Source organism: Salinarchaeum chitinilyticum, assembly GCF_055390775.1.
On the sequence record NZ_AP043888.1, the window covers coordinates 3,132,107 to 3,153,746 of the forward strand.

The window sequence follows — 21,640 nt, forward strand, 5'->3', positions numbered from 1 at the left end:
CCTCAGTCGCGTCGCTTGCGCTCGCTCTCTGCGGTGCTTATTCCGAAAGGCTCGCTTCGCTCACCTTTCGACGTTCGCCTCGCGTTGCTCGGCTCACCGTCGCCCGGGGACAGCCGAGTCGCCCTGCCCCTTTCGATGTATCGAAGGATCGCAGATCCTTCGTACCTCGCGAGACCGAAGGTCTCGCTCAGTACCGGAAGATCGGAGATCTTCCGTAGATCGCGAAATCGAAGATTTCGCTCACCCCACCCACCGGACCTCATTCCTCCCCAGCCTTCTGCGCTGCTCACTTCGTTGCGCTGCCTGAGGCGAAGCCTCAGACTTGCTGGATCTCCGATCCAGCATCGCTCGGCCCTCGCGCGCTGGCTGGCGCGGCCGCTCGCCCGCTTTGGGGCTCGCAGCCGGCGCCAGCGCGCGCCGACGTGGTCCACCGGGGGTTCGCGATCGGTGAAAATTCCAGTCGGGTGGGACTCCGGAAGGGGCCGACCGCTCGGCGATTCTAACGAAGTAAGCACCGAAGTGAGCGAAGCGAACGAGGAGCGTCGTTCGAAAGACGCAAAGCGTCTTTCGTGATCACGAGAGAGCTTTGCTCTCTCGGACGACAGCGAGTTAGAATCGTTGAGCGGGAGGGGGCTTCCGAAGGCGGTCGCGGACCAGCCTACTCCACAGCTCCAATTTGAGTTCCTCAGTAGTCCAGTCGGTCAGAAACTCCATCGCGGACAGTGCGCCCGAATCCGTCGACAGACGAGCGTAACCAGCGCCTCGGAATCCCGTCCGGCAGTTACGATTCGAAATCCATCGCCGTCCCGCAGAGAAAGGCATTTCACTGCACACCCGTTTGCTCGGGTATGAGCGAGCCGCCACAGGAGTTCTACTCCGAGGATCGCTGGCAGAACTGGATCGACCGCATATCCCAAGAAGAGATCGATCCCGAGGACGAGGACTCCGCGCGGCTCCTGTTGAACCTCCAGGACGACGCGGCGCTCGCGATCGCGAAGATCGTCACCGCCTACGAGGACGACCACCTCGACGAGGACGAGGCGATGAACGAGATCGCGGACATTCGCGACGTCGTCCTCGACGATCCCGGTCTCGACGACGAGGAAACCGCGATCCTCGTCGACGGCGTCCAGACGAGCCTCATGTGCGTCTTCTACTCGGCCGAGGAGTACGTCGTCGGCGGCCCGGCCGAGGACGCCGAAGTCGGCGAATACCTTCGCGCCGCTGCCGACGCCGAAGCGGAGGAGGACCTCGACGCGGCGCTGGGCTTCGCTGCCCAGGCTGGAACTCTTGTCATCGACGGCGAGGAGCTCGACATTTCCGTCGCCGAGGAGCTCGAGTACGGGCTCGTCACTGAGTGGATCAACGGGCTCGACAGCCTCCAGAGCGCGATGAGCGACCCCGAGGTCGTCGAGGAAGAAGAAGCCGAGAACTGAGCGAACGTCCCGCGGGGGTGACGTTTCCATCGACCGAGACGCTGCGCTCCGTTGTCCGTTTGCGAGTCGCTGAACTGTCTGGGACTGACTCGCTACAGTTCCGGATTCCTGACTGTCCGATCACGATGCTCGGTCACCGACACTGAGCACACTGGTCCGCGCACGGTACTCAGCGCCTACCGTACGCGCCCGCGGGGCAACAAATGTTTTACCGCGTTCACGATTACGTACGTTGAAATGCGGCCACTCCACCCTGGCCGACTCCTCCACGACGAGCGCGGCCAGTCGGTGCAGGTGGGGGCTGCGATTCTTCTCGGATTCGTCGTCATCGCGATCACCATGTACCAGGTGCAGGTGGTGCCCGATCAGAACGCTGACGTGGAGTTCAACCACAACCAGGAGGTCCACCAGGACATGATCGACCTCCGGAACGCGATCACGGAGGTCGGGCAGCAGGACTCCACGCAGTCGGTGTCCGTGAAGATGGGGACGCAGTATCCCCCGCGCTCGATTTTCGTGAATCCGCCGCCACCGAAGGGAACCCTCAGGACGGAATCGATCGGTGAAATCTCAATTCAGAACGCTACGGTCACAAATCTGGACGAGTTCGAAAACGATTCCAAAGTAGAGAATCTTCTCACTTCGAACCACACTACCTCACACGTCTTCTACGACCCGGACTACACCGAGTTCGACGGCGCTCCGACGACCTTCGTCGAGCACTCCCTCGCCTACGACACGTTCTCAAACGGCGCCAGCCGGGCGATCTCGCCCCAGAACATCGTCAACGGCGGCTCGCTTACGCTGACGATTCTCCGCGGGAACGTCAGCCAACAGGGCTCGGGCACGTTCACGCTCGATCCCAGAACCGTGAGCGGCCCGACGGATACGATCGAGATACAGCAAGAGAACAATAAACCGATCACTATCACGCTGCCGACCGCCAATCCAGACGTCTGGAATGCAACATTCGCGGAGAACGATGACGCGTCGGTCGTCGGCTGGAACGCTGCTGCACAGACGATCCGCGTCGAGCTGGCCCAGTCGAGATACGACCTCCAGATGGCGATGGTCGGCATCGGGAACGGCGTTCCGGAGTCGAGTCGGTACAATGTGCAACATGAGAGTGGTAACGGGAGCGGTGGTGGAGGTGGCGCTTACTCGGTCGACTGGGCGAATCCGGATCAAGAGGGCGTGAACTGTGGGTCAAATTCGTGTACGTGGGACGTTGGAGCGAGCGGGGACGATACACTGGATCTGTTTGCTGATAGCGGTCTTCCGGAAGGATTCGAGATCCAGTTCGGATCGAACGACGACAGCGTTGGTACCCTGACCCCTACGTCTGATCAGACCGACTCGAACGGAAGAGTCTCGACGACCCTCCAAGCCAACGCCGAGGGTACGGTGACATTGTCGGCGACTAGCGGCGGTGGAGGTGATTTGCTCGAGATTACTATTACCAATATCCCTGCCGATAGCGGACCGTCTATCCAGACGAGAATCGACGATCTGACTGGCCAAAGCCAGGGGAACGTTCGGTTAATCGCTTCGTACAACGTTCAAGGCGCGAATGATTCGTTCGAACGAGTGGACGTCACTTTCGTCCGAAGCGATGGCAATGAAGTACCGTTCGAGCGGTCGAGTACCATGGGAGGTGTTCTCCTCGGTCCCACGTATGGTAGCGGCACGTCGTTCGAAATCGTGTATGAGGTTATTTACACCGATTCGAACGGCGACGAGTATGTTGCCTCCTCAACGACCGCCCAGGATACAGCCAATGGACAAAATCCGGTGGAAAATGACGATCTAGCTACTTCACAGACTGCCCAGTTCCAGAGCTGGACTATCACAGACTGGTCACAAGATGGCAGCCCTCGTTACAGATACACATACGATGTTTCTCAGAGTGGAAGCTTTAGCGAGGTCATCGCTCATGCGCTGAACGTCCCCGGGTCTGGGGAGAGTGGCATCGGTCGCTTCTCACAACGCAGTAGAAATAACCGGAACATCCAGCTTGGCTACGGTGGAAATCAGGACTACCGAATCGGATACGTCCTTCGTGGCGCTAATGGGGCCGTCGTTGACATCGTGACTGAAACTGACAATGCGGAGGGATCGGGGGTATACTCAGGGCCGTGACATCGGATCGGAGAGTCGACCGAGATTCCAATCAGAATCGCGCCCAGTCCTCCGTCGTCGGCGTCGTCATCCTCACCGCCTTCATCATCCTCACGGTGACGACGATCGGCGTCTTCTTCCTCGGGTCTGTCTCCGAACAGGCCGACTCCTCGGGCACACTGGCCGAAACCGAGGTCGAACTCAATGGGAGCCACGTTCGGGTGACCCACGCGCTGGGCGAACCGATCTCGCTGGGCGATCTCACGCTGATCCTCCGCAAGGGATCCCAGACCGAACGGTACGGGTTCGACGCAGCGAACGTCACCGGCGACGGCGACGATCGTTTCGAGCCCACCGAGACGTTCGAGCGACGCCACGGCCTCGGCACCGGCGCCTTCGAGATTCTCATCGTCGACGAGGGGTCTGGCACGATCGTCCACAGGCAGTATCTGGACGTGCCGTCCGACGGTGGGGATGGGGGTGACGATGGCGGCGACGGCTCCGGAAGCGCGCCGACGGCCTCGTTCACCGTCTCGCCCGCGGATCCCGAACCCGGCCAGTCGCTCACGTTCGACGCGAGCGGCTCCAGCGACCCGGACGGATCGATCGCGTCCTACCAGTGGTCGTTCGGCGACGGAACCACTGCGACCGGCGAGACGGTCAGCCACACCTACGACAGCGCCGGGGGCTACGATGTCACCCTGACCGTCACCGACGACCAGGGCAACAGTGCCTCGACGAACAGAACGATTACGGTGAACAATCTCCGGGCGCCGGACGACCCCGAGAATCCCGTCAGTGGCGTGAACTACCAGTACTACGAGGCGGACACCGAGTACGCCACTATGCCGGAATTCGGCGCTGAGACGCCGGCCCGTACGGGCGTGACCGACGGTATCGACCTCGATCCCGACCATCGCGAAGACGAGTTCGCTTTCCGCTTTACTGGGTACATCGAGGTCCCCGAGAACGGTGAGTATACGCTTTCGACGACCTCCGACGACGGCAGCGAGCTGTACGTCGGCGACGAACTCGTCGTCGACAACGGTGGCACGCACGCGAACCAGACTCGATCGGGCACGATCGGGCTGGAAGCCGGAAAGCACGAGATCACCGTCCTGATGTTCGAGCACGGCGGCCAGCAGGGACTCGAGGTCGAATGGGAGGGCCCCGGCGTCACGAGTGGCGTCGTCCCCGCAAGTGCGCTCTACCGCACCGACTCGCCGATCGCGACGTTCGCCACCTCGTGTAGCGGGCCGATCTGCTCGTTCGACGCCAGCGGGTCGAGCAACCCCGGCGGCGCGATCGCGAGCTACGAGTGGGAATTCGGCGACGGAACCACCGCGACCGGTCAGTCCGTCGAGCACACGTACGACGGTGCAGGGGAGTACACCGCGACGCTCACTGTGACCGGCGACGGCGGTGGAACGGACACCGCGGAGCAGACGGTCACTGCCAGTTCCTTCGAGCCGGCCGTTTCCCCAGGCACTGTCGTCCAGGGCGTCTCCTACCAGTACTACGAGGCCGCCGATCAGTACGGAGCCCTGACGGACGTAGACTGGTCGTCGCCGACGCGCACGGGAACCACCGACGGGATCGACCTCGATCCGGACAACCGCGAGGACGACTTCGCGTTCCGCTACCAGACATATCTCGAGGTTCCCGAGAACGATACCTACACGTTCTACACGAACTCCGACGACGGCTCGGTGCTCACCGTCGATGGCATCGAGGTCGTCGACAACCGTGGCCAGCATCCCGCACAGGAGGCATCCGGAACGATCGCGCTCGAAGCCGGCTACCACAACGTGACCGTGCGCTACTTCGAACGGGCCGGTCAGCAGACACTCTCGGCGTCGTACGAGTCCGATTCGACCGCGAAGCAACAGCTCCCTGCGAATCGACTCTATCGGTCACAGCAACGCGTCGTCTGGACTGCTGCCAGCGACTGGGATGGTGCAGTGTCCGAGAGCGGGGTCGTCCACGAGTCCTTCGGCGACCGAGACGCAGGCAGTGTCCAGCTCGGTTACCCGACGGCCGGGCAGTGGGGTCCATCGCCGATTGCGTACTGGCCGCTGGACGAGGATTCGGGATCGACCGTCACGGACGTTGTCGGCGAAAACGACGGGACGGTCGAAGGGGCCGCTATCGGCCAGCCGGGGACGCTCGGGACCTCCGCCTACGAGTTCGACGCCGACAATGGCGAGTACGTCGGCGGTGCGACGGACCTCGCAGCACTCCGCGGAACGGCAACGCTCTCGGTCTGGGTCAACACCGAGCAGGCCGGGAGTGATACGATGTACCAGGCGCCTGGCATCACCGGTGTCGAGAGCGCTGGGAACGGCGACGACGTGTTCTGGGGCTGGATCGACGCCGACGGCCAGATCGGCATCCAGGCGGGCGACCAGCCGGCAGCCAAGAGTTCGACGCAGATCGACGACGGGACCTGGCACCACGTCGTGTTGACCCGCGAGCAGAGCAGCGGCGAGGTACAGGTCTACGTCGACGGCGTGCTCGAAGACACTGCCACGTCTCGCGCCGGGGAGATCGGTACGACGTTCGCGAGCATTGGCCGTATCGAGAACTCCGGTACCTCCTTCGACGGTCGCCTCGAGGACCTCGTCGTCTACGATCGCGTGGTGACGGACGACGAAGTCACGAGCCTCTACGACGCCGCCTCGTCGGGCTCCCTACGGACGAGTGCGCGGTCGTTCGATACCGCCATTGACCCGTCGTCGCTCACGCTTGCGAACGTCAGTGCCTCGCTCCCAGCTGGCACTACCGCGACCGTTACCGTTCACTCCGATCCCGACGGTGACGGGACGATGGAGGAGAGCTCCGACGAGATCGAGCTCGCCAGCGGTACGTCGTCCTACGCGGTGACCGGCCTGTCCTCGGCGAGCCGGAAGTTCGAGCTATCGATCGAGCTCGCTTCGTCCGATACAGCGACGACGCCCTCCGTGGAGCGAATCGACATCGTCGGCTGACCACTGTTCAGGCTCTCGAGCTGAAAAAGCGCCGGAGCGTCTCGGTATTGTGTGTAATTCCACAACAGTCTCTATGTACGAGGGCGGTCAATACGACGTCATGAGCGGACCGAACGAAGTCGGAGTGGGCACTGTCTCCGACAATCAGGTGTACCTTCCTGCACACATCCGCTGCCGGTTCGATATCGACGACGGTGACGTGATCCGATGGAAGGTCGTCGAGGACGAGCTCGTCGCCGACGTACAACACCGCGGCGGCGAAGCGTTCGCCGACTTCGAACCCGGTGCGAGCGAGGACCCCGTCGACGGCATCGCCGAACACGACGGATTCGGCGTCGAGTGATGGCGAGAGCGCTCGTTGGTCGCTCAATCGATCCGTTCGCTCCCTCTCCAGTCGGCCGACCATTCGACACCCGTCGAACCCCCGATCGACAAGCCCTTATCCCACGCCGACGCCCACCCACCTAGCATGACAGCCGTCGGGATCGACGCCATGGAGCTCTGGGTCGGCAACCTCAAACTCGACCTTCCGGGCACGTTCGCACCCGCACAGGACGAGGATCCGGGGAAGTACACGAAGGGGCTTGGTCTCCACGCCAGCTCGTTCCCGGACAGCTACGAGGACATCGTCACGATGGGCGCAAACGCTGCCCATCGGCTGATGGAGCGCAAGGGACTCGAGCCGGACGACGTCGGCCGGATCGACGTCGCGACGGAGAGCGCCTTCGACAACTCCAAGCCCGTTTCGACGTACGTCGCGGGCTGTCTCGAGCAGGTCTACGACGACGACTTCCACCACGCGAACAAGGGCGAGCGGAAGTTCGCGTGCATCGCTGGGACCCAGAGCGTCAACGACGCGTTCAACTGGATCGCGTCGGGCCGAAATCGTGGCCGCGGCGCGATCGTAATCGCGACGGACACCGCGCTCTACGCCCGGGACGATCCCGGCGAGGCGACCCAGGGCGCCGGTGCAGTCGCACTGTGGATCACGGAAGACCCCTCCGTCGTCGAGTTCTCCCACGCCCAGGGGATCGGGAGCGCCGACGAGACCGACTTCCTCAAGCCGAACCAGCAGTTCCCGAGCGTCGACGGCAAACGCTCGATGCAGGTCTACCTCGCGCGAACCCGCGAGGCGCTCGAGGACTACAAGGAAGCCTCGGGCGGCGACATCCACCCCGACGACTTCGCCTACGTTCCCTTCCACACGCCGTTTCCGGGGATGGTCCGCAAGGCCGCCGTGCTGGGCTACCGGAACCTCGTCCGCGGCACGGAGATCGAGGAGGAACTCGCCGCGGAGATCGGCCCCCAGCCCGACGAGGACGAGTTCGAGGACACCGAGTCCTACCGCGAGGCGCTCAGCGACTACACGGACGACCTCGTGGAGACGGAGCGCTACAAGACGTGGTACGACGCGACGATCGAGCCGACCCTCGACGTCTCCCGGCAGGTCGGCAACTGGTACACGGGGTCGGTCCACGTCGCGCGAGCGAGCGCGCTCCTCGACGCGTACGAGACCGATCACGACCTCGAGGGATCGAAGCTCCTCGTGGCGTCGTACGGCTCCGGCGCGCAGGCGGAGATCCACGACGAGACCGTACTCGACGGCTGGCGCGAGGAGATCGAGTCGATGAACGTTGACGAGCAGCTCGAATCGCGATACGACCTCTCCTTCGAGGAGTACGAGACGATCCACGACTCGCACAACCACGACCTCGACACCGACATCGAGGCGCTGACGACGCCCGACAGCGAGTTCGTCTTCGACGGCTGGGGACGGATGGGCGAGCGACAGTACCGCTACGTCGAGTAGCCCTGTCAGAACGTTCGGACTTCCTTTTCCAGCCGAATCGGATCGGCCGCCGCGCTACGGATGCAGCTGTGCGAGCGTCGAGTCCAAAAACGCTGCTATCAGGGCAGCGAGGAGAGCGTCTCGAGAACGTCGTCCAGCGGCGTGGTGCAGGTCGCGAGTGCGAACCCGTCGACGCGAGCGAGGTCCGGTGCGTGCTCCCAGAGCTCCCCCTCGTCGATCCCGTGGAGTACGACTGCATTCGGGGTCGGCGAGACGACTCGCTGGGCGACCAGCGGTGATTCGCCGCGGGTCAGTTCCGTGAACACGAGGACGCGACTCGTCGACTGGCCGTAGAGGTTGAAGATCTCCTCGCTGGACAGCCGCTGGATCGCCTCGACGCTGTCGATGACGGTGTGGCCGGTAATCCGATCACGCTCGCCCTCGACCAGCCCTTCCGCGCCGATCTCGTCGAACACGTCGTCGACCGGCATCGCGGCGGGATACTCCCGGAGGTCCAGAACGACGTCGCTCTCGAACCCGGCGGAGAGCACCCTGCCGTACTGCCGGATGCGCCCGCCGCCCCGACGTTCGTCGATGTCGAGCAGTCCGGTCACGATCCGACGGACGACCGCGATCCCCGGGCTGTCACGGCGCCCGCTCTCGTAGTCGCTGATGACCGACGAGGAGATCTCGAGTTGCTCCGCGAGATCCGTCTGTGTCACGTCGAAGTCGGTGCGCCACTTGCGTAGCGTCGCCCCCGGATCGTCGCTGAGTGCGACCTCCCCCGCGATCTTCTCGGCGAGCTCGCCACGAGGCCCCTCTCCCATAGCCACAGGTTACGTGGCCAACAGTTAGCGCTTACGGCAGATTCGATGCGCGCGATCAGCGTCGGGGGCGAGTCGGCTGGCGATCCACTGTGCTATAGATGCACGCACAACCCTTTTGCAGGCTATCGGTGTATTCAGGGACGACAATGGCCCGGGACACGCGGATCGTCGGGGAGCGCGGGCAGATCACGATACCGAAGGACTTGCGGGAGCGGTTCGGTATCCGCGGTGGCGACGAGGTCGTCGTCCGATCCGAGGACGAGAAGATCGTGATCGCCCAGCGGACGGTCGACGATAGGCTCGAAGAGGGGTACCGCGAGTGGAACGATCGAGATCGTGCCGTCGCTCGCGCGATTTCGACTGGTGGCCCCGGTACCCAGACCACGGACGACGACACAGAGCAGCCAGACGACGTCCCTACGTGGTGAACTGGTATGGAAGTTGCACGTGGCGATGTCGTCGTCGTATCGTTCGCTCGCAGCGTTGGCAGTGCCGACGGCGACGTGGGCGGTGAAACCGGTCGTCACCGGCCCTGTCTCGTCGTCCAGAACGACGTGGGGAACGAACACTCCTCGACGACGGTCGTCGTACCGTTGACGGCCGATTTCGGTCCCGAGCGCTACCCACACGAGGTCCTGCTTCGACCACAGGACAGCGGACTCGATGAGGGGGCGGTCGCGCTCTGTAGCCAACCGACGACGGTCGAAATCGAGCGGGACGTCGTCGAGAACCTCGGATCGGTCCCCGAGGACGTGCTCCTCGACGTCGATCGCGCACTGGAGTACAGCCTCGACCTCGGCGGGCCCCTGGAGTGACCCGGCTCGACGACGGCTGCGTTTCCGCTGCGTGCGATGGTGCAGCTCCGTCGCTCCCCACGACCAGCGACGTTTCCGCACGATCGATCACCGCCGCTCCGCAAGCCATAACCCCGGACCGATCCAACTGAATTTCGATGGACTGGACGGAGAAGTACCGCCCGACGACGCTCGCCGAGGTCAGGGGGAACGACGCCGCTCGCGACGACCTCCGGCAGTGGGCGGAGTCCTGGGACGATCACGGCGAGGCGGCCATCGTCTACGGTCGGCCGGGGGTCGGCAAGACCTCCGCGGCGCACGCGCTCGCGAACGATCTCGGCTGGGACGTGATGGAGCTGAACGCGAGCGACGACCGGACCAGGGACGTCGTCGAGCGCATCGCCGGCGAGGCGTCGAAGTCGGCGACGCTCACCGGCGGGAAGCGACGGCTCGTGATACTCGACGAGGCGGACAACTTCCACGGCAATGCGGATTACGGCGGCTCTCGTGCCGTCACGGACGTCGTCAAGGACGCCGACCAGCCGATCGTGCTCGTCGCCAACGACTTCTACGACATGTCGCGCGGGCTTCGCAACGCCTGCCAGGAGATCGAGTTCCGCGACGTCTCGGCGCGCTCGATCGTCCCCGTGCTGCGAGACATCTGCCGGAAGGAGGGCGTCGAGTTCGAGGACGACGCGCTCGACGCGATCGCCCAGCGGACGAGCGGCGATCTCCGCTCGGCGATCAACGACCTCCAGGCGGTCGCAGAGGGTCGGGACCGGATCACCGAGGCCGACATCTCGACTGGCGATCGCGACGGTACCGTCGACATCTTCGATTTCCTCGATTTGGTGATCAAGGAACAGGGCGCGGAGGAGGCGCTGAAGACCTCCTACGACGTCGAGGAGAACCCCGACGACCTGATCCAGTGGATCGAGGACAACGTGCCGAAAGATTACGCGGGCACGGAGCTCGCTGACGCCTACGACCACCTCTCGAACGCCGACCGCTGGCTCGGGCGGGTGCGCGAGACGCAGAACTACACGTACTGGCGGTACGCGAGCGACGCGATGGTCGCCGGCGTCGCGGCGTCCCGCCAGGAACCCAAGGGTGGCTGGACGCGCTACGGCCCGCCGAGCTTCCGCACGAAGCTCGGCCGGTCGAAAGGAACGCGCTCGACGCGGGACGGCATCGCCCAGCGGATCGCCGAACGCGAGGGGTGTTCGCTCGGCACTGCGCGGCGTCGAATCCTGCCCTACCTCGCCGCGATGACCCACCACTGCAAACCCCGCGACGTGACGGTCGGGGTGGCCGCAGCCTACGAGCTCGACGCCGGTGAACTCGCCTTTCTGACCGGCAGCGGCGAAGACACGAACAAGGTGCAGTCGATCGTCGAGGACGCCGCCGAGCTCCGTGAGACCACGGCAGTCGACGCGTCGCGCGGTGCCTTCGAGGGGTCGACGCGCGAGGACGAAGCCGCCAATGCGTCCGATCGCGACGGCGTCGCTGGCGAGGGCGCCGGTGGGTCCGGCGAGTCACAGGACTCCCAATCGACGTTCGCGGACGCCGCGAACGATGCCGACTCGAGCGACGCTTCGGAGGAGGCAGATCCAGGAACCGACGGAGCTGCACCGGCCGACGCGGACGGCGACGCGGCCGAGCCCTCGCCCGACGACGGCGAGGACCAGTCCGGACTGGACGAGTTCTTCTGATCGCCGTCGTATCACCAGGGAGAGGGACGAACGTTTCAATATCGCTCGTGGAGTACGGTACACGTACGCACGATGGTTCCCCAGTCCTCCCTCCAGTGCCCGTGGTGTGAGCACGAATCCGCCGACGCGAACGCCTTCCGAACGCACCTGATGGTCCAGCATCGAAAGAGCGACCTCGCGACCTACGTCCTCCACGACGTCGACGCCGACCGCGAGACCTCCGAGGCGCTGCTGGAGCCGTAGCTTTCGTCGGAGCCTGCTACTACTACTACTACTACTACTACTACTACTACTACTCGGCACCGGGTGAGTTCGCGGACACTATCTATAATGAACAATAATTTAATATAGCTACCTGCGTTACCAGTGCTTGCAATGCCAGAGGACCGCCCCTGCCCCGTCTGCGACGCACAGGAGACGAGCGACGCCGCCCTCCGGGTCCACCTGATGGTCGAGCATCGCAAGAGCGACCTCGCGGATCTGCTCGTCGACGGCGTAGGGGACTCGCGGGAGGACTGGCTTCCTGCCTGAGGACCCTGCTGCGCGTCGATCCAGTACCCCCACGGCCCGTCTTTCGGTCCCGCTGCAGCGTGCGATCGTCTTCTGCAGAAGCTCCCTGCCACGCTACCAGAGCGCGACGCTCGCGCACAGGACCAACGGCTCGCTTCCCGTGTGCTCGGAGGCTCCCAGCAGCCGTCGCTCGCTGCTAACGGGTCCAGTTCGCTACGGATGCAGACTGCTGGGCGGCGGAACGCAGTTCGCCGACGGCACGCACCGGCGCCGTCTATCGCGAGGTGCCGCTCGCAGCGGCGTCCGGCTCGAGTACGGTCCGCAGCGCGGGAACGATCGCGTCGGGATCCGTCGCGTCGAAGGGAGGGAGCGTCGCGACGGGCACGTCGAGCATCCGGCGGAGTTCGGCGGGGTTCGTCCGCTCGGCGACGCCGTCGGGCTCGTACTCGTTGAGAATCACGAGCGGGACGGCAATGTCACGGGATCGGAGCGCGTCGACGGTCAGGGCGGTGTGGTTGAGTGTCCCCAGCCCGGAGCGCGCGACGACGATCGCCGGCAGCCCGAGATCGGCCGCGAGATCGAGCACCTCCCGATCGCCGGCGAGGGGAACGCGTAGTCCTCCGATCCCCTCGACGATCGGGAACACAGTCGACTCCACTGCACCCCGACAGTCCGCGAGGAGGTCGTCGTAGTCCAGCTCGACGCCTTCCCGCTCGGCGGCGACACGTGGTGCGAGTGCCGGACCGAGCCGTCGGAGGCAGGTGCTCGCCTCGGTGGCATCGTCGGCTGCGGCGGCGACGACCGCCGCGTCGTCGTCCGCCGGGGCCCCAGTCTGGGCAGGCTTGATCGCTCTGGCGTCGACGCCCTCCTCGCGCAGCCAGCCAGTGAGTCCGGCGGTGAAGATCGTCTTCCCGACGCCGGTGTCTGTCCCGGCCACGAACGCGCCGGAACCGTCCCGGATCGACGCCACGGCGTCGGCCACAGCGTCGCTACTCGCGTCGGTCATCTCAGATCACACCGACGTCGGTGGCGGCGTCGGCGAACGCGTTCACGCAGTCCTCGAGCTGTGCTGCGGAGTGCGTCGCCATCGGCGCGACGCGGATGCGGCTCGTTCCCTCCGGGACCGTAGGCGGGCGAATCGCTGGCGCCACGATCCCCCGTTCCCCGAGCGCGTCGGACAGCGCCATCGCGTCTTCTCTGTCTCCCACGTGCACCGGGAGAATCTGGGACTCGCCGCCGACGTCGAACCCGACGTCCTCCAGGCCCTCTCGGAGCTTGTCGACGTTGCGCCAGAGTCGCGCTCGCCGATCGGTCGTCCGTGCCAGGTGGAGCGCTTCGCCCGCAGCTGCCGCGGCCGACGGAGCGAGGCCCGTCGAGAAGACGAAGGACCGGGCCTCGTTGACGAGATACTCGACGAGCTCGTTCGAGCCGGCGACGTACCCACCCTGGCTCGCGAGCGCTTTCGAGAGCGTTCCGAGCTGGATCTGGACCCGGTCCTCGAGGCCCTCGCGCTGGACGATGCCGCCACCGTCGACGAAACAGCCGGTTGCGTGGGCTTCGTCGACCATCAGCCACGCGCCGGCGGACTCCGCGACGTCGGCGAGCGCCTCCAGTGGTGCGATCGTCCCGTCCATGCTGAACACGGAGTCGGTAACGACCAGCCACGATTCGGCGTCGGCGCGCGCCCCTTCGTGGTCCTCGCTGGTACCGCCGTTGGCCATCGCGGTTCCGCCAGCGGCGGCGGGGTCGGACCGGCGACGCTGCATCCGCTCGCGGAGATCTTCCGGGTCGCAGTGGTCGTAGACGACGACCTCCGCGTCGGCGAGTCGGCAGCCGTCGACGATGCTCGCGTGGTTGAGCGCGTCGGAGAAGACGACGTCCGGATCGAGTGCGGCGATCGTTCCGACGTTCGCGGCGTAGCCAGAGGAGAAGGCGAGCGCACGCTCGGCGTGCTTGGCGTCGGCGATCCGCGCTTCCAGATCGCGATGGACCATCGTGTCGCCGGTGACGAGACGGCTCGCTCCTGCTCCGGTACCGACGACGTCGGCGGCGCGCTGGGCGGCGTCGATCACGCGCTCGTCGTTGGCGAGTCCGAGATAGTTGTTCGCGGCGAAGACGAGGTCGGCGTCGGCGTCGAGGACCGGGAGCCCTGCTCCAGGATCCGGGCCGAACCGCGCCCGCGGCCCGACGCGGTCGGCGGGCCGGAGCTCGCGGTAGAGGTTCTCTCCCCGACGCCGTCGGAGGCGGGCGTCGAGGTCGAATCCTCGCTCTCGCATGTGACCTGAGCCTCGTCGGTGGGGGATTTAGGCGTCGCGGTTCGCACTGGCGGACGGTAGCACGGTCGGCGATCCACGACTCGCGGACCACACGACAACTGGAACGCCAGCGTTCAGAATCCAGGCATCAGTTCCGCTGGACCGTAGACGCCGAAGTCGCCGGCACGGTTCCGTTCGACGGCGCGCTGGAGGTAGCCCAGCGCCGGCCCGTTGACGTTCGCCGCCATCGAGGTGTCGTCGTCGAGTTCGAAGGTGTTGGTCCCGGTCTCGCCGTCGAACGTCGTCCCCGTCACTTCGACCGTCGTGGTCGTCGGCTTCTCGTCGCTCCGGAGATCGAGAATTCCGCCGACGGAGACGTCCTCGGCGTCGCAGATGCCCGCGCGTTCGAGGAGCACGTCGTCGGCGTGCTCCATGTCGTGAAACTCCAGCACGCCGTCGTTGTCCTCGACGATCGCCTCGATCTCCTCGGCGGTCAGCTCGCGCGCGGTCTCGACGTCGTAGCCGTCGAGGTGTGCGATGTCCTCCCGGACGGTTCCGCGGTTGTCCTCGTAGCCGGACTTGAGTCCGACGCCCCACCAGATGTCGACGGACTCGACCTCGACGAAGGACTGGGCGGCGAGGGCGGCGGCGCCGGTGAGAAAGCCCGGCGTCGCGCCCGCGCCACAGACGAACGTGATGCCGGTCTCCTCGAAGCGATCCGCGCGGTCGTCGAGCATGCCGATCACGCGCGAGCGTTTGAGCACGTCGATCAGCACGCCGGAGTACTTTGCATCTGCGAATCGCTCCGCGATTCGCGGGATGAAGTCGTGCTCGAGGTTCGGGAGCGCGACCAGGACCGCGTCGAAGCGATCGGATTCGGCGATCACGTCGTCGATCGGTGTGTCGGTGGGTTCGGCCTGTTCGGAGGCGACGACGCCCGCGTCCTCGCCGTGCTGTTTGACGCCCGTCGCGGCGTCGGTGTCCTCGGCAGTGACGCCGCCGTCGGATCGGAGATCCGACGAGGATCGCGATCGTTCGGATCGCTCACCGCCGTCCGCTGCTCGGTCGGGGACACCGTCGTCCCCAGAGGTGTCGCCGCGACCGTCGCCCGCGATGTTCCCCTCCGTCGCGTCGAGCAGTTCGTCGACGTCGAGACCGTCGTGGTCGATCGCGACGCCGTGGCGGTCACAGGCTGCGACCGCGTTCAGGTGGTCTTTCGACTGGCTGACCTCGAGCGTTCGTCGTCCGATGCCGCCCGTACCGAGTACCGCGAAGTCGATGGATTCCATGTGTCGTAGTTGGGTGCGTTCTGTCGTCGTTCAGTCGCCCGCGTTGGTCGCCTCGCTCCGGTCGTTTCGGGGATCGCCGGCCTTGCTGGTGGCTGTCCCCGCCGCCGTCTCTGGCTCGTCCTCCGGATCGACGTGCTCTGAGCCGCTACCGTCGGCGCGTGCGCGGGATCGAACCTCGTCGGGATCGAACTCGTTGGCGTCCATGTTGGGCTCCATTCCGGCCTGCTCGATCACGTCGAGGTCGTCCGCCGCGTCGTTGCCGTGAGTGGTGAGGTAGTCGCCGGTGAGGATGCCGTCCGCGCCGGCCTCGAAGGGGAGATGCTGCTCGTCGGGATCGAGGTTCACCTCGCGACCACCAGTGAGCCGGACGCGGGCGTCGGGGTGGAGGAACCGATAGACCGCGATCGTCTTGACGATCTCTTCGGTCGAGATGTCCGCGGTGTCACCGAGTTTCTCGCCGAGAGCGGTCCCAGCCACGGGATTGAGGACGTTCACCGGGACCGAAGAGACGCCGATCTCCTGGAGCGCGATCGCCGCGTCGACGCGATCGGTCGGGGTCTCGCCCATGCCCAGGATGACGCCGGCACAGAGATCCATGCCCGCGTCCTTGGCGATTTCGAGCGTCTCGACCCGGTCTTCGAACGCGTGGGTGTCGACGATCTCGGGGAAGAAGCGGGGCGAGGTCTCGATGTTGTGGTTGTAGTGGTTGAGCCCCTCGTCGACGAGGATCGCCGCCTCCTCTTCGGTCAGGATGCCCAGCGAGCCGTCGACTTCGACGTCGGTCTCGTCACGGACGAGCCGGATCGCCTCGAGGACCCGCTCCCACTCCTCGGGTCGCTGTTCCTTGTTCACGCCCTTCTCCGCGACGACGATGCCGAAGCGCTGTGCGCCGTCGCGCTCGGCCCGCTTGGCCGCCGCGAGGATCTCCTCCGGATCGAGGAACCCGTACATGTCGATGCCCGTGTCGAAGTGGACTGACTGCGCACAGAACCCACAGTCTTCGGCGCAGTTGCCCGCCTTCGCGTTGACGATCGAACAGGCGTCGACGGTGTCGTCGTTGCGCTGGGCGCGGACGTAATCTGCCGCCGGCGCCAGGTCCTCGACCGGCTGGGCGATGAGCGCAAGGCCGTCGCGCCGGGAGAGTGACTCCCCGGCGAGCACGCGCTCGGTGGCCCGGTCGACCGTCGTGTTGCCGGTGCTGTAAACCACGTTTCTCGTGTCGGTTGACGAGTCCTTAATTGTACGGGGTTGTCGAACATCGGTTTCGACGATTGTCCTTCAGGAAACGACGCGGGCTCACCGGGGATCGGTCTGGTCGCGAGCGCTTTCACTGGACCGAGAATGCCTGCGCTCGGTGGTGGCCGTGGCCGAAACTGGCTACTGTGCGAGCGGTAGATTGAACCCGCTCTCGCGTTCGCGGACGGCCTCCCAGGTGGCCTCACACTCGCAGTCTACCTGGTCGAAGACGGAGGGGTCCTGGCGCAGGTCGAAGTCCTTGATCGCGCGCTGGACGCGGTCGTCACACTCCGTGCAGTTGTGCGGGCCGCGGTCGGAGCCGTGGCCGACGGGGTCGGAGATGACGATGGCATCGGCGTCTGCGGTCGACTCGAGGACTTCCGCGACGCTCCAGAGCCACGGCGGGCGGTAGCCGCCCTGGAAGTACAGCTCGTCGACCATCGTGTACCGCTGGACGTTGCAAGGGTTCATCGAGACGGTGTGACAGCCGTCGGTCTCGGCGCAGTCGTAGACCGAGGAAATCATGTCGTCGATGGCCTCCTGCTCACTGAGGAAGGGCGGCTTCATCAGCAGGTACGCCTTGACGCCGACGTCTGGATCTCCGGACCCAGTCGTGGCGTCCCCGCCGGATTCATCGCTGACGGCGTCGGGTGCGTGCTCGCTGGCTTCCTCGTCGGCGGCCCTCGCCTCGGCGCAGGCGGCCTCGAAGTCGCTGAACGCGAAGTACTTGTTCACGCAGTCGCGGCGAATCCGGTCGCTCGTGGTCTCGAGGCCGATCGCGACGTCGGTGTGGAGCCCCTGCGCGGTGAAGTCCGAAAGCGTCTCCCGATCGACGAAGTCCGGGAGCGATTCGACGACGATCCGCTCGCGATCGCCGAAGGTCTCCGCGATGGCCCGCCGGCTCTCGGCGGAGACCTCGCGCTCGTCGAGGAAAGAGCCCGAGGTGTAGATCTTCACGAGGTCGCAGGGCCCGTCGGCGTGATGGGCCTCGTGCTCGAGCACGGAGTCGATCTGGGCCATCAGCGCGTCGTGACTGACTTCGCCGCCGTCGACGGACTCGGCGACGTAGCCACACATCGTACAGCCGCCCGCGCGTGCCCAGCGACAGCCACCCGTGTTCAGGACGATCGTCAGGGACTCGCGAACGCCGTCCGGCGTGTTGTCCTCGTCGATCCAGACGCGCGTGGGCTCCCGGGGGTCGTACTCGGCTTCCTTCTCCGCACGGATGGAGCGCATCACCTGGTTGTGCGCGTCCATGCCGCGGCCCTCCTCGTAGACCTCCGGGCTCGGCTCGCTCATTGCACTTCAGTAACTGACGGGACGACAAAAGGGGCGCGGGTACACGCCACGGACTCGGTTGCCGGCGCACCGGCGGTCGTGCCATCGTCACCGAACCTTCACTCTCTCCGAACCTTCACCCTCACCGACCCGTCCGAAGTCGTTCGCCGATCTTCTCCGGTAATCCGGCTGCGTCCACCGCCTCGATCACGCGCTCGACGTCGTACTCGACGCGGTGGCACTCCACGTCCATCTCCTCGAGATCGAGGATCGCGTACGCAGCTCGCGGATCGCGATCGCGCGGCTGACCGATGCTTCCCGGATTCAACACGATGCCCTCGGGGTAGCGCTCCGCGTGCTGGACGTGGGTGTGGCCGAGTACGAGCACGTCCGCATCCCCCAGGAGCGACGGCGAGAAGTCCTCGGGGTAGGTGTAGCGATCGGGATCGTCGGGGTGGCCGTGGACGATCCGAACGCGGTCGTCGAAGCAGCTTCGCTCGTCGGGAAGGCCGGCGAGCCAGTCGATCTGGTCGTCATTCAGTTTCTCGCGTGCGTGGCGAACGCCCGCCGCGGCCATACTGTTGAACCGGAAGTTCGACTCGCTCGCGACGGCACGGTCGTGGTTGCCCCCTACGGAAGCGATCGCTCGCTCCCGAATCGCTGCGAGACACTCCCCGGGCCATGGATTGTAGCCGACGACGTCCCCGGCGTTGACGATCGCGTCGACGTCCGGGAGATCGTCGAGTACTGCTTCGAGCGCGGGGAGATTCGCGTGGACGTCCGAGAGCACGCCGATCCGCATAGCGAGTCCTCCGGCCCCATGGCACTTGACGGCTTGGTAGCGCTGATCGGTCCCATCGCTGCTTTGGACGTGCCACGGCGTGGAGCTCTGTGGTCACGAGCGATCGGTGCCCTCCGGTGGAACAGTGCTCATCGATGGACAGTGTCTTCCAGAGGAACAGTGCACTGTGAACGAAGAGTCCACAAGGAGCGACCGGGCCGCTACGACGAGACGTGCCGTTGCGTACGGTCTCTCAGATTAGAGATGACTGCCCATGGAGGGAGCAGTGGAGCAAACCGCGGTAAGAGGGGCATACCTATCGGAAAGCCGACTGGACGGCGGCGACCAGCTGTTCCGTTTGTACCGAACCAACTGTCCCGATAACTACCGACACGTATCCGATCGCGAACCGACTGCGAATGTCAGCGTGGCGAGTAGCGCAAGACAACTATCTGGAAGGTGAAACGTAACAGAACAATGATGGGGATGGGGGTGAAACTGCTTCGCAATGACGAGCGACGACTCCCCGAACAACGTCCTCTTCGAGTGGTACGAGCGGTACATCGGCGAACCAGAGACTGAGACAGACGTCTACCTCGGCTTCGGTCTCTTCTTCACGGCGATCGGCCTCGCGTTCATGGCGCTCGTGCTGTTCGTTCTCGGCACTGCGATTTACGGCATCCGCGACGACGGCTACTTCGCGATCGCACGCATCGCCTACGCGAGCGGCATGCTCTCCGTGCCGCTCGCGATGATCTCTTTCGTGGTACTGCTTCCCGTCGAGAAACGAGCGACGTACGCCGCGGGCGCCGGACTCGCCATCATTCTCGCTGCAGTCGTCGGCTTCGCGGCCATCTACCCCAACTGGTTCGACCACAACCCGACTGACACGCTCTACGTCGTGGGCGCGTACGCAGTCGGACTGACGATCGTCACGGCTTCGACTGGTGCGGCCCTGATCGGGCACCACCTCCACGAGGCACAGGCCCCTGCACCATCCGAGATCAGGGCACCCGAGGAGCAGGAGGACGAGGAGTCGTACACGACCGAGGAGATCGAGCGCGACATCGAGAGTGCGATGGAGGACGTCGAGATGACCTGGGGCGGCGTCGAGAAGTCCGAGAACCGGAAACTCAAGCTCAACACGGACTTCGCGGACTCCGAAATGGAGGCCGGCGGTCTCGGACTCGAGGGGAACAAGCGCGTCGAGTCCGGGGGCGTCGACGCACAGGTTCAGGGGCTCAAGAATCTCAAGGGCGGCGACACGAAAACGGCGACCTCCGAGTCCACGGTCGACGACCAGACTGCCGCGCTCAACGAACTGAAAAAGCAAAAGCAGGACGACCAGGTTCCGTCCAACGCCCCGACCGCCAGTAACGGGTTCCTGAGCCGGCTATTGCAACGTTTGGGCCTCAGTTAAAGGGTTTCTACTACCCCGACGCCTGCTAGTTAATTGGATTTTCTACCACTCGAAATTATTTCACATAGTTTTATTACCGCCCGGGACGGTGTGTCCTGACATGGCGAAAGGCCTAGACGTCGGTACCATGAACATCCTGTCCGCACAGCAGGATGGTAACGACACGGTGTTCGTCCAGCAGCGCAACTCCTTCGTCGAGATCGACTACTCGGATATGGCCGAGCAGATGCTCTCGCGAAGCGAAGTGCTCCACATCCGAAAGGACGACAAGGTGTACGTCGTCGGCGACGACGCCCTGAACTTCGCGAACATCTTCAACCGGGAGACCCGCCGCCCGATGCAGGACGGCATCCTCTCCTCCGACGAGAAGTCCGCGATCCCGATGATGAAGCTCATCATCGAGCAGGTCATCGGCGAGCCGGACCGACCGGGCGAGAAGCTCTACTTCTCAACACCGGCCGACCCGATCGACACGGACCTCTCGACGCTGTATCACCAGAAGACGATCGAGTCCTTCCTCGGCGACATGGGCTACGACGCCGAGCCGATCAACGAGGGGATGTCCGTCGTCTACAGCGAGCTCGCGGACAACTCCTTCACGGGACTCGGCATCAGCTTCGGGGCCGGCATGACCAACGTCTGCCTGTCCTACTACGCAGTGCCGGTCATGAAGTTCTCCGTCGCCCGCGGTGGCGACTGGATCGACGAGCAGGCTGCGCAGGCGACCGGCACGCCCGTCGACAAGGTTACCTCGATCAAGGAGGAGGACTTCGAGCTCGACTTCGAGACGGACGTCGGCGGCGTCGAGGGTGCACTGTCGATCTACTACGAGAACCTGCTCGACTACGTGATCGACCTCATCGTCGAGGAGGTCGACGAGGAGGACGTCGAGGAAGGACTCGACGTCCCCGTCGTCGTTACCGGCGGCACCTCGAGCCCCGACGGCTTCGAGGCGCTGTTCCGTGACCACCTCGAGGACGCCAACATTCCGTTCTCGATCAGTGGCGTCACCCACGCCGACGAGCCGCTGTACTCCGTCGCGCGCGGTGGGCTGGTCGCCGCTCGCTCCGACGAGCAGGAAGCAGAGGCCGCAGACGCGGAAGCCGAAGGCGAAGCCGCAGCAGCCGACGAGTAACGCGGCACTCTCACCGTTTTCTTCGGCGTTTCCCGATCAGGTACGGGTAGCTGCTGGCGTGGCAACTCCAAGT

19 protein-coding genes are annotated in these 21,640 nt (G+C 65.0%); 12 read left to right on the plus strand and 7 right to left on the minus strand.

The genetic code is table 11. The features are described from left to right. The first annotated feature begins 848 nt into the window (after positions 1 to 848). The 5 genes from ACZ5KP_RS15250 to hmgB all read left to right on the plus strand — a co-directional run bounded on the left by ACZ5KP_RS15250 (position 849) and on the right by hmgB (position 8,351). Entirely contained in the window at positions 849 to 1,436 is a 588-nt protein-coding gene (locus ACZ5KP_RS15250; protein ID WP_460918746.1) for a DUF2150 family protein, read from the plus strand. Positions 1,437 to 1,673: 237 nt separating this feature from the next. Next, positions 1,674 to 3,575 (plus strand): hypothetical protein, encoded by a 1,902-nt coding sequence (locus ACZ5KP_RS15255; protein ID WP_460918747.1) that lies wholly within the window; start codon positions 1,674 to 1,676, stop codon positions 3,573 to 3,575. Next, positions 3,572 to 6,541 (plus strand): PKD domain-containing protein, encoded by a 2,970-nt coding sequence (locus ACZ5KP_RS15260; protein ID WP_460918748.1) that lies wholly within the window; start codon positions 3,572 to 3,574, stop codon positions 6,539 to 6,541. Before ACZ5KP_RS15255 ends, ACZ5KP_RS15260 begins: the two co-directional genes overlap by 4 nt. Before the next feature lie 100 nt (positions 6,542 to 6,641). Next, on the plus strand, positions 6,642 to 6,884 hold the full coding sequence (locus tag ACZ5KP_RS15265) for an AbrB/MazE/SpoVT family DNA-binding domain-containing protein (RefSeq protein WP_460918749.1): 243 nt from the start codon (positions 6,642 to 6,644) through the stop codon (positions 6,882 to 6,884). Positions 6,885 to 7,010: 126 nt separating this feature from the next. Then, positions 7,011 to 8,351, plus strand: a complete 1,341-nt coding sequence (gene hmgB / locus ACZ5KP_RS15270; protein ID WP_460918750.1) for a hydroxymethylglutaryl-CoA synthase — start codon at positions 7,011 to 7,013, stop codon at positions 8,349 to 8,351. A gap of 98 nt (positions 8,352 to 8,449) precedes the next feature. Here hmgB and ACZ5KP_RS15275 read toward each other — a convergent pair whose 3' ends face one another. Next, a complete protein-coding gene (locus ACZ5KP_RS15275) occupies positions 8,450 to 9,157 on the minus strand; it encodes a helix-turn-helix domain-containing protein (RefSeq protein ID WP_460918751.1) in 708 nt (235 codons plus the stop codon). Positions 9,158 to 9,303: 146 nt separating this feature from the next. On the opposite strand from ACZ5KP_RS15275, the gene ACZ5KP_RS15280 reads away from it, so the two are divergent. The 5 genes from ACZ5KP_RS15280 (at position 9,304) to ACZ5KP_RS15300 (ending at position 12,194) form a co-directional block, all read left to right on the plus strand. Further along, complete coding sequence (locus ACZ5KP_RS15280; protein WP_460918752.1) at positions 9,304 to 9,585, plus strand: AbrB/MazE/SpoVT family DNA-binding domain-containing protein; 282 nt, start codon at positions 9,304 to 9,306, stop codon at positions 9,583 to 9,585. Between the two features lie 6 nt (positions 9,586 to 9,591). After that, positions 9,592 to 9,972 (plus strand): type II toxin-antitoxin system PemK/MazF family toxin, encoded by a 381-nt coding sequence (locus ACZ5KP_RS15285; RefSeq protein ID WP_460918753.1) that lies wholly within the window; start codon positions 9,592 to 9,594, stop codon positions 9,970 to 9,972. A 137-nt stretch (positions 9,973 to 10,109) separates the two neighbouring features. Then, positions 10,110 to 11,663 carry a replication factor C large subunit gene (locus ACZ5KP_RS15290; RefSeq protein ID WP_460918754.1) on the plus strand — a complete coding sequence of 518 codons (1,554 nt, stop codon included), beginning with the start codon at positions 10,110 to 10,112 and terminating at the stop codon, positions 11,661 to 11,663. A gap of 72 nt (positions 11,664 to 11,735) precedes the next feature. After that, a complete protein-coding gene (locus ACZ5KP_RS15295) occupies positions 11,736 to 11,906 on the plus strand; it encodes a hypothetical protein (protein WP_460918755.1) in 171 nt (56 codons plus the stop codon). Between the two features lie 132 nt (positions 11,907 to 12,038). Then, positions 12,039 to 12,194, plus strand: coding sequence for a hypothetical protein (locus ACZ5KP_RS15300; protein ID WP_460918756.1), 156 nt, complete (start codon positions 12,039 to 12,041; stop codon positions 12,192 to 12,194). A gap of 253 nt (positions 12,195 to 12,447) precedes the next feature. On the opposite strand, the gene bioD is transcribed toward ACZ5KP_RS15300, so the two are convergent. The 6 genes from bioD to ACZ5KP_RS15330 all read right to left on the minus strand — a co-directional run bounded on the left by bioD (position 12,448) and on the right by ACZ5KP_RS15330 (position 19,033). After that, positions 12,448 to 13,179 carry a dethiobiotin synthase gene (bioD, locus tag ACZ5KP_RS15305; protein ID WP_460918757.1) on the minus strand — a complete coding sequence of 244 codons (732 nt, stop codon included), beginning with the start codon at positions 13,177 to 13,179 and terminating at the stop codon, positions 12,448 to 12,450. A gap of 1 nt (position 13,180) precedes the next feature. Then, positions 13,181 to 14,449 (minus strand): aminotransferase class I/II-fold pyridoxal phosphate-dependent enzyme, encoded by a 1,269-nt coding sequence (locus ACZ5KP_RS15310; RefSeq protein WP_460918758.1) that lies wholly within the window; start codon positions 14,447 to 14,449, stop codon positions 13,181 to 13,183. A gap of 113 nt (positions 14,450 to 14,562) precedes the next feature. Further along, positions 14,563 to 15,717: a transcriptional regulator gene (locus tag ACZ5KP_RS15315; RefSeq protein ID WP_460918759.1), complete on the minus strand. Its 1,155-nt coding sequence runs from the start codon at positions 15,715 to 15,717 to the stop codon at positions 14,563 to 14,565. A 30-nt stretch (positions 15,718 to 15,747) separates the two neighbouring features. Then, positions 15,748 to 16,926 (minus strand): biotin synthase BioB, encoded by a 1,179-nt coding sequence (gene bioB / locus ACZ5KP_RS15320; RefSeq protein WP_460918760.1) that lies wholly within the window; start codon positions 16,924 to 16,926, stop codon positions 15,748 to 15,750. A 168-nt stretch (positions 16,927 to 17,094) separates the two neighbouring features. Then, complete coding sequence (locus ACZ5KP_RS15325) at positions 17,095 to 18,252, minus strand: archaeosine biosynthesis radical SAM protein RaSEA (protein WP_460918761.1); 1,158 nt, start codon at positions 18,250 to 18,252, stop codon at positions 17,095 to 17,097. A gap of 121 nt (positions 18,253 to 18,373) precedes the next feature. Beyond that, positions 18,374 to 19,033 carry a metallophosphoesterase family protein gene (locus ACZ5KP_RS15330; protein ID WP_460918762.1) on the minus strand — a complete coding sequence of 220 codons (660 nt, stop codon included), beginning with the start codon at positions 19,031 to 19,033 and terminating at the stop codon, positions 18,374 to 18,376. A gap of 487 nt (positions 19,034 to 19,520) precedes the next feature. On the opposite strand from ACZ5KP_RS15330, the gene ACZ5KP_RS15335 reads away from it, so the two are divergent. Next, entirely contained in the window at positions 19,521 to 20,432 is a 912-nt protein-coding gene (locus ACZ5KP_RS15335) for a cell division protein CdpA domain-containing protein (protein ID WP_460918763.1), read from the plus strand. 100 nt (positions 20,433 to 20,532) lie between these two features. After that, on the plus strand, positions 20,533 to 21,567 hold the full coding sequence (locus tag ACZ5KP_RS15340; protein ID WP_460918764.1) for a disk-shape morphogenesis protein volactin: 1,035 nt from the start codon (positions 20,533 to 20,535) through the stop codon (positions 21,565 to 21,567). Positions 21,568 to 21,640 lie beyond the last annotated feature (73 nt).

Excerpts from the sequence above, each read along its gene's own strand:
- ACZ5KP_RS15250 (WP_460918746.1), top strand. The coding sequence starts at position 849 with ATGAGCGAGCCGCCACAGGAGTTCTACTCCGAGGATCGCTGGCAGAAC.
- ACZ5KP_RS15255 (WP_460918747.1), top strand. The coding sequence starts at position 1,674 with ATGCGGCCACTCCACCCTGGCCGACTCCTCCACGACGAGCGCGGCCAG.
- ACZ5KP_RS15265 (WP_460918749.1), top strand. The coding sequence starts at position 6,642 with ATGAGCGGACCGAACGAAGTCGGAGTGGGCACTGTCTCCGACAATCAG.
- hmgB (WP_460918750.1), top strand. The coding sequence starts at position 7,011 with ATGACAGCCGTCGGGATCGACGCCATGGAGCTCTGGGTCGGCAACCTC.
- ACZ5KP_RS15275 (WP_460918751.1), bottom strand. The coding sequence starts at position 9,157 with ATGGGAGAGGGGCCTCGTGGCGAGCTCGCCGAGAAGATCGCGGGGGAG.
- ACZ5KP_RS15280 (WP_460918752.1), top strand. The coding sequence starts at position 9,304 with ATGGCCCGGGACACGCGGATCGTCGGGGAGCGCGGGCAGATCACGATA.
- ACZ5KP_RS15285 (WP_460918753.1), top strand. The coding sequence starts at position 9,592 with ATGGAAGTTGCACGTGGCGATGTCGTCGTCGTATCGTTCGCTCGCAGC.
- ACZ5KP_RS15290 (WP_460918754.1), top strand. The coding sequence starts at position 10,110 with ATGGACTGGACGGAGAAGTACCGCCCGACGACGCTCGCCGAGGTCAGG.
- ACZ5KP_RS15295 (WP_460918755.1), top strand. The coding sequence starts at position 11,736 with ATGGTTCCCCAGTCCTCCCTCCAGTGCCCGTGGTGTGAGCACGAATCC.
- ACZ5KP_RS15300 (WP_460918756.1), top strand. The coding sequence starts at position 12,039 with ATGCCAGAGGACCGCCCCTGCCCCGTCTGCGACGCACAGGAGACGAGC.
- bioD (WP_460918757.1), bottom strand. The coding sequence starts at position 13,179 with ATGACCGACGCGAGTAGCGACGCTGTGGCCGACGCCGTGGCGTCGATC.
- ACZ5KP_RS15310 (WP_460918758.1), bottom strand. The coding sequence starts at position 14,449 with ATGCGAGAGCGAGGATTCGACCTCGACGCCCGCCTCCGACGGCGTCGG.
- ACZ5KP_RS15315 (WP_460918759.1), bottom strand. The coding sequence starts at position 15,717 with ATGGAATCCATCGACTTCGCGGTACTCGGTACGGGCGGCATCGGACGA.
- ACZ5KP_RS15325 (WP_460918761.1), bottom strand. The coding sequence starts at position 18,252 with ATGAGCGAGCCGAGCCCGGAGGTCTACGAGGAGGGCCGCGGCATGGAC.
- ACZ5KP_RS15330 (WP_460918762.1), bottom strand. The coding sequence starts at position 19,033 with ATGCGGATCGGCGTGCTCTCGGACGTCCACGCGAATCTCCCCGCGCTC.
- ACZ5KP_RS15335 (WP_460918763.1), top strand. The coding sequence starts at position 19,521 with ATGACGAGCGACGACTCCCCGAACAACGTCCTCTTCGAGTGGTACGAG.
- ACZ5KP_RS15340 (WP_460918764.1), top strand. The coding sequence starts at position 20,533 with ATGGCGAAAGGCCTAGACGTCGGTACCATGAACATCCTGTCCGCACAG.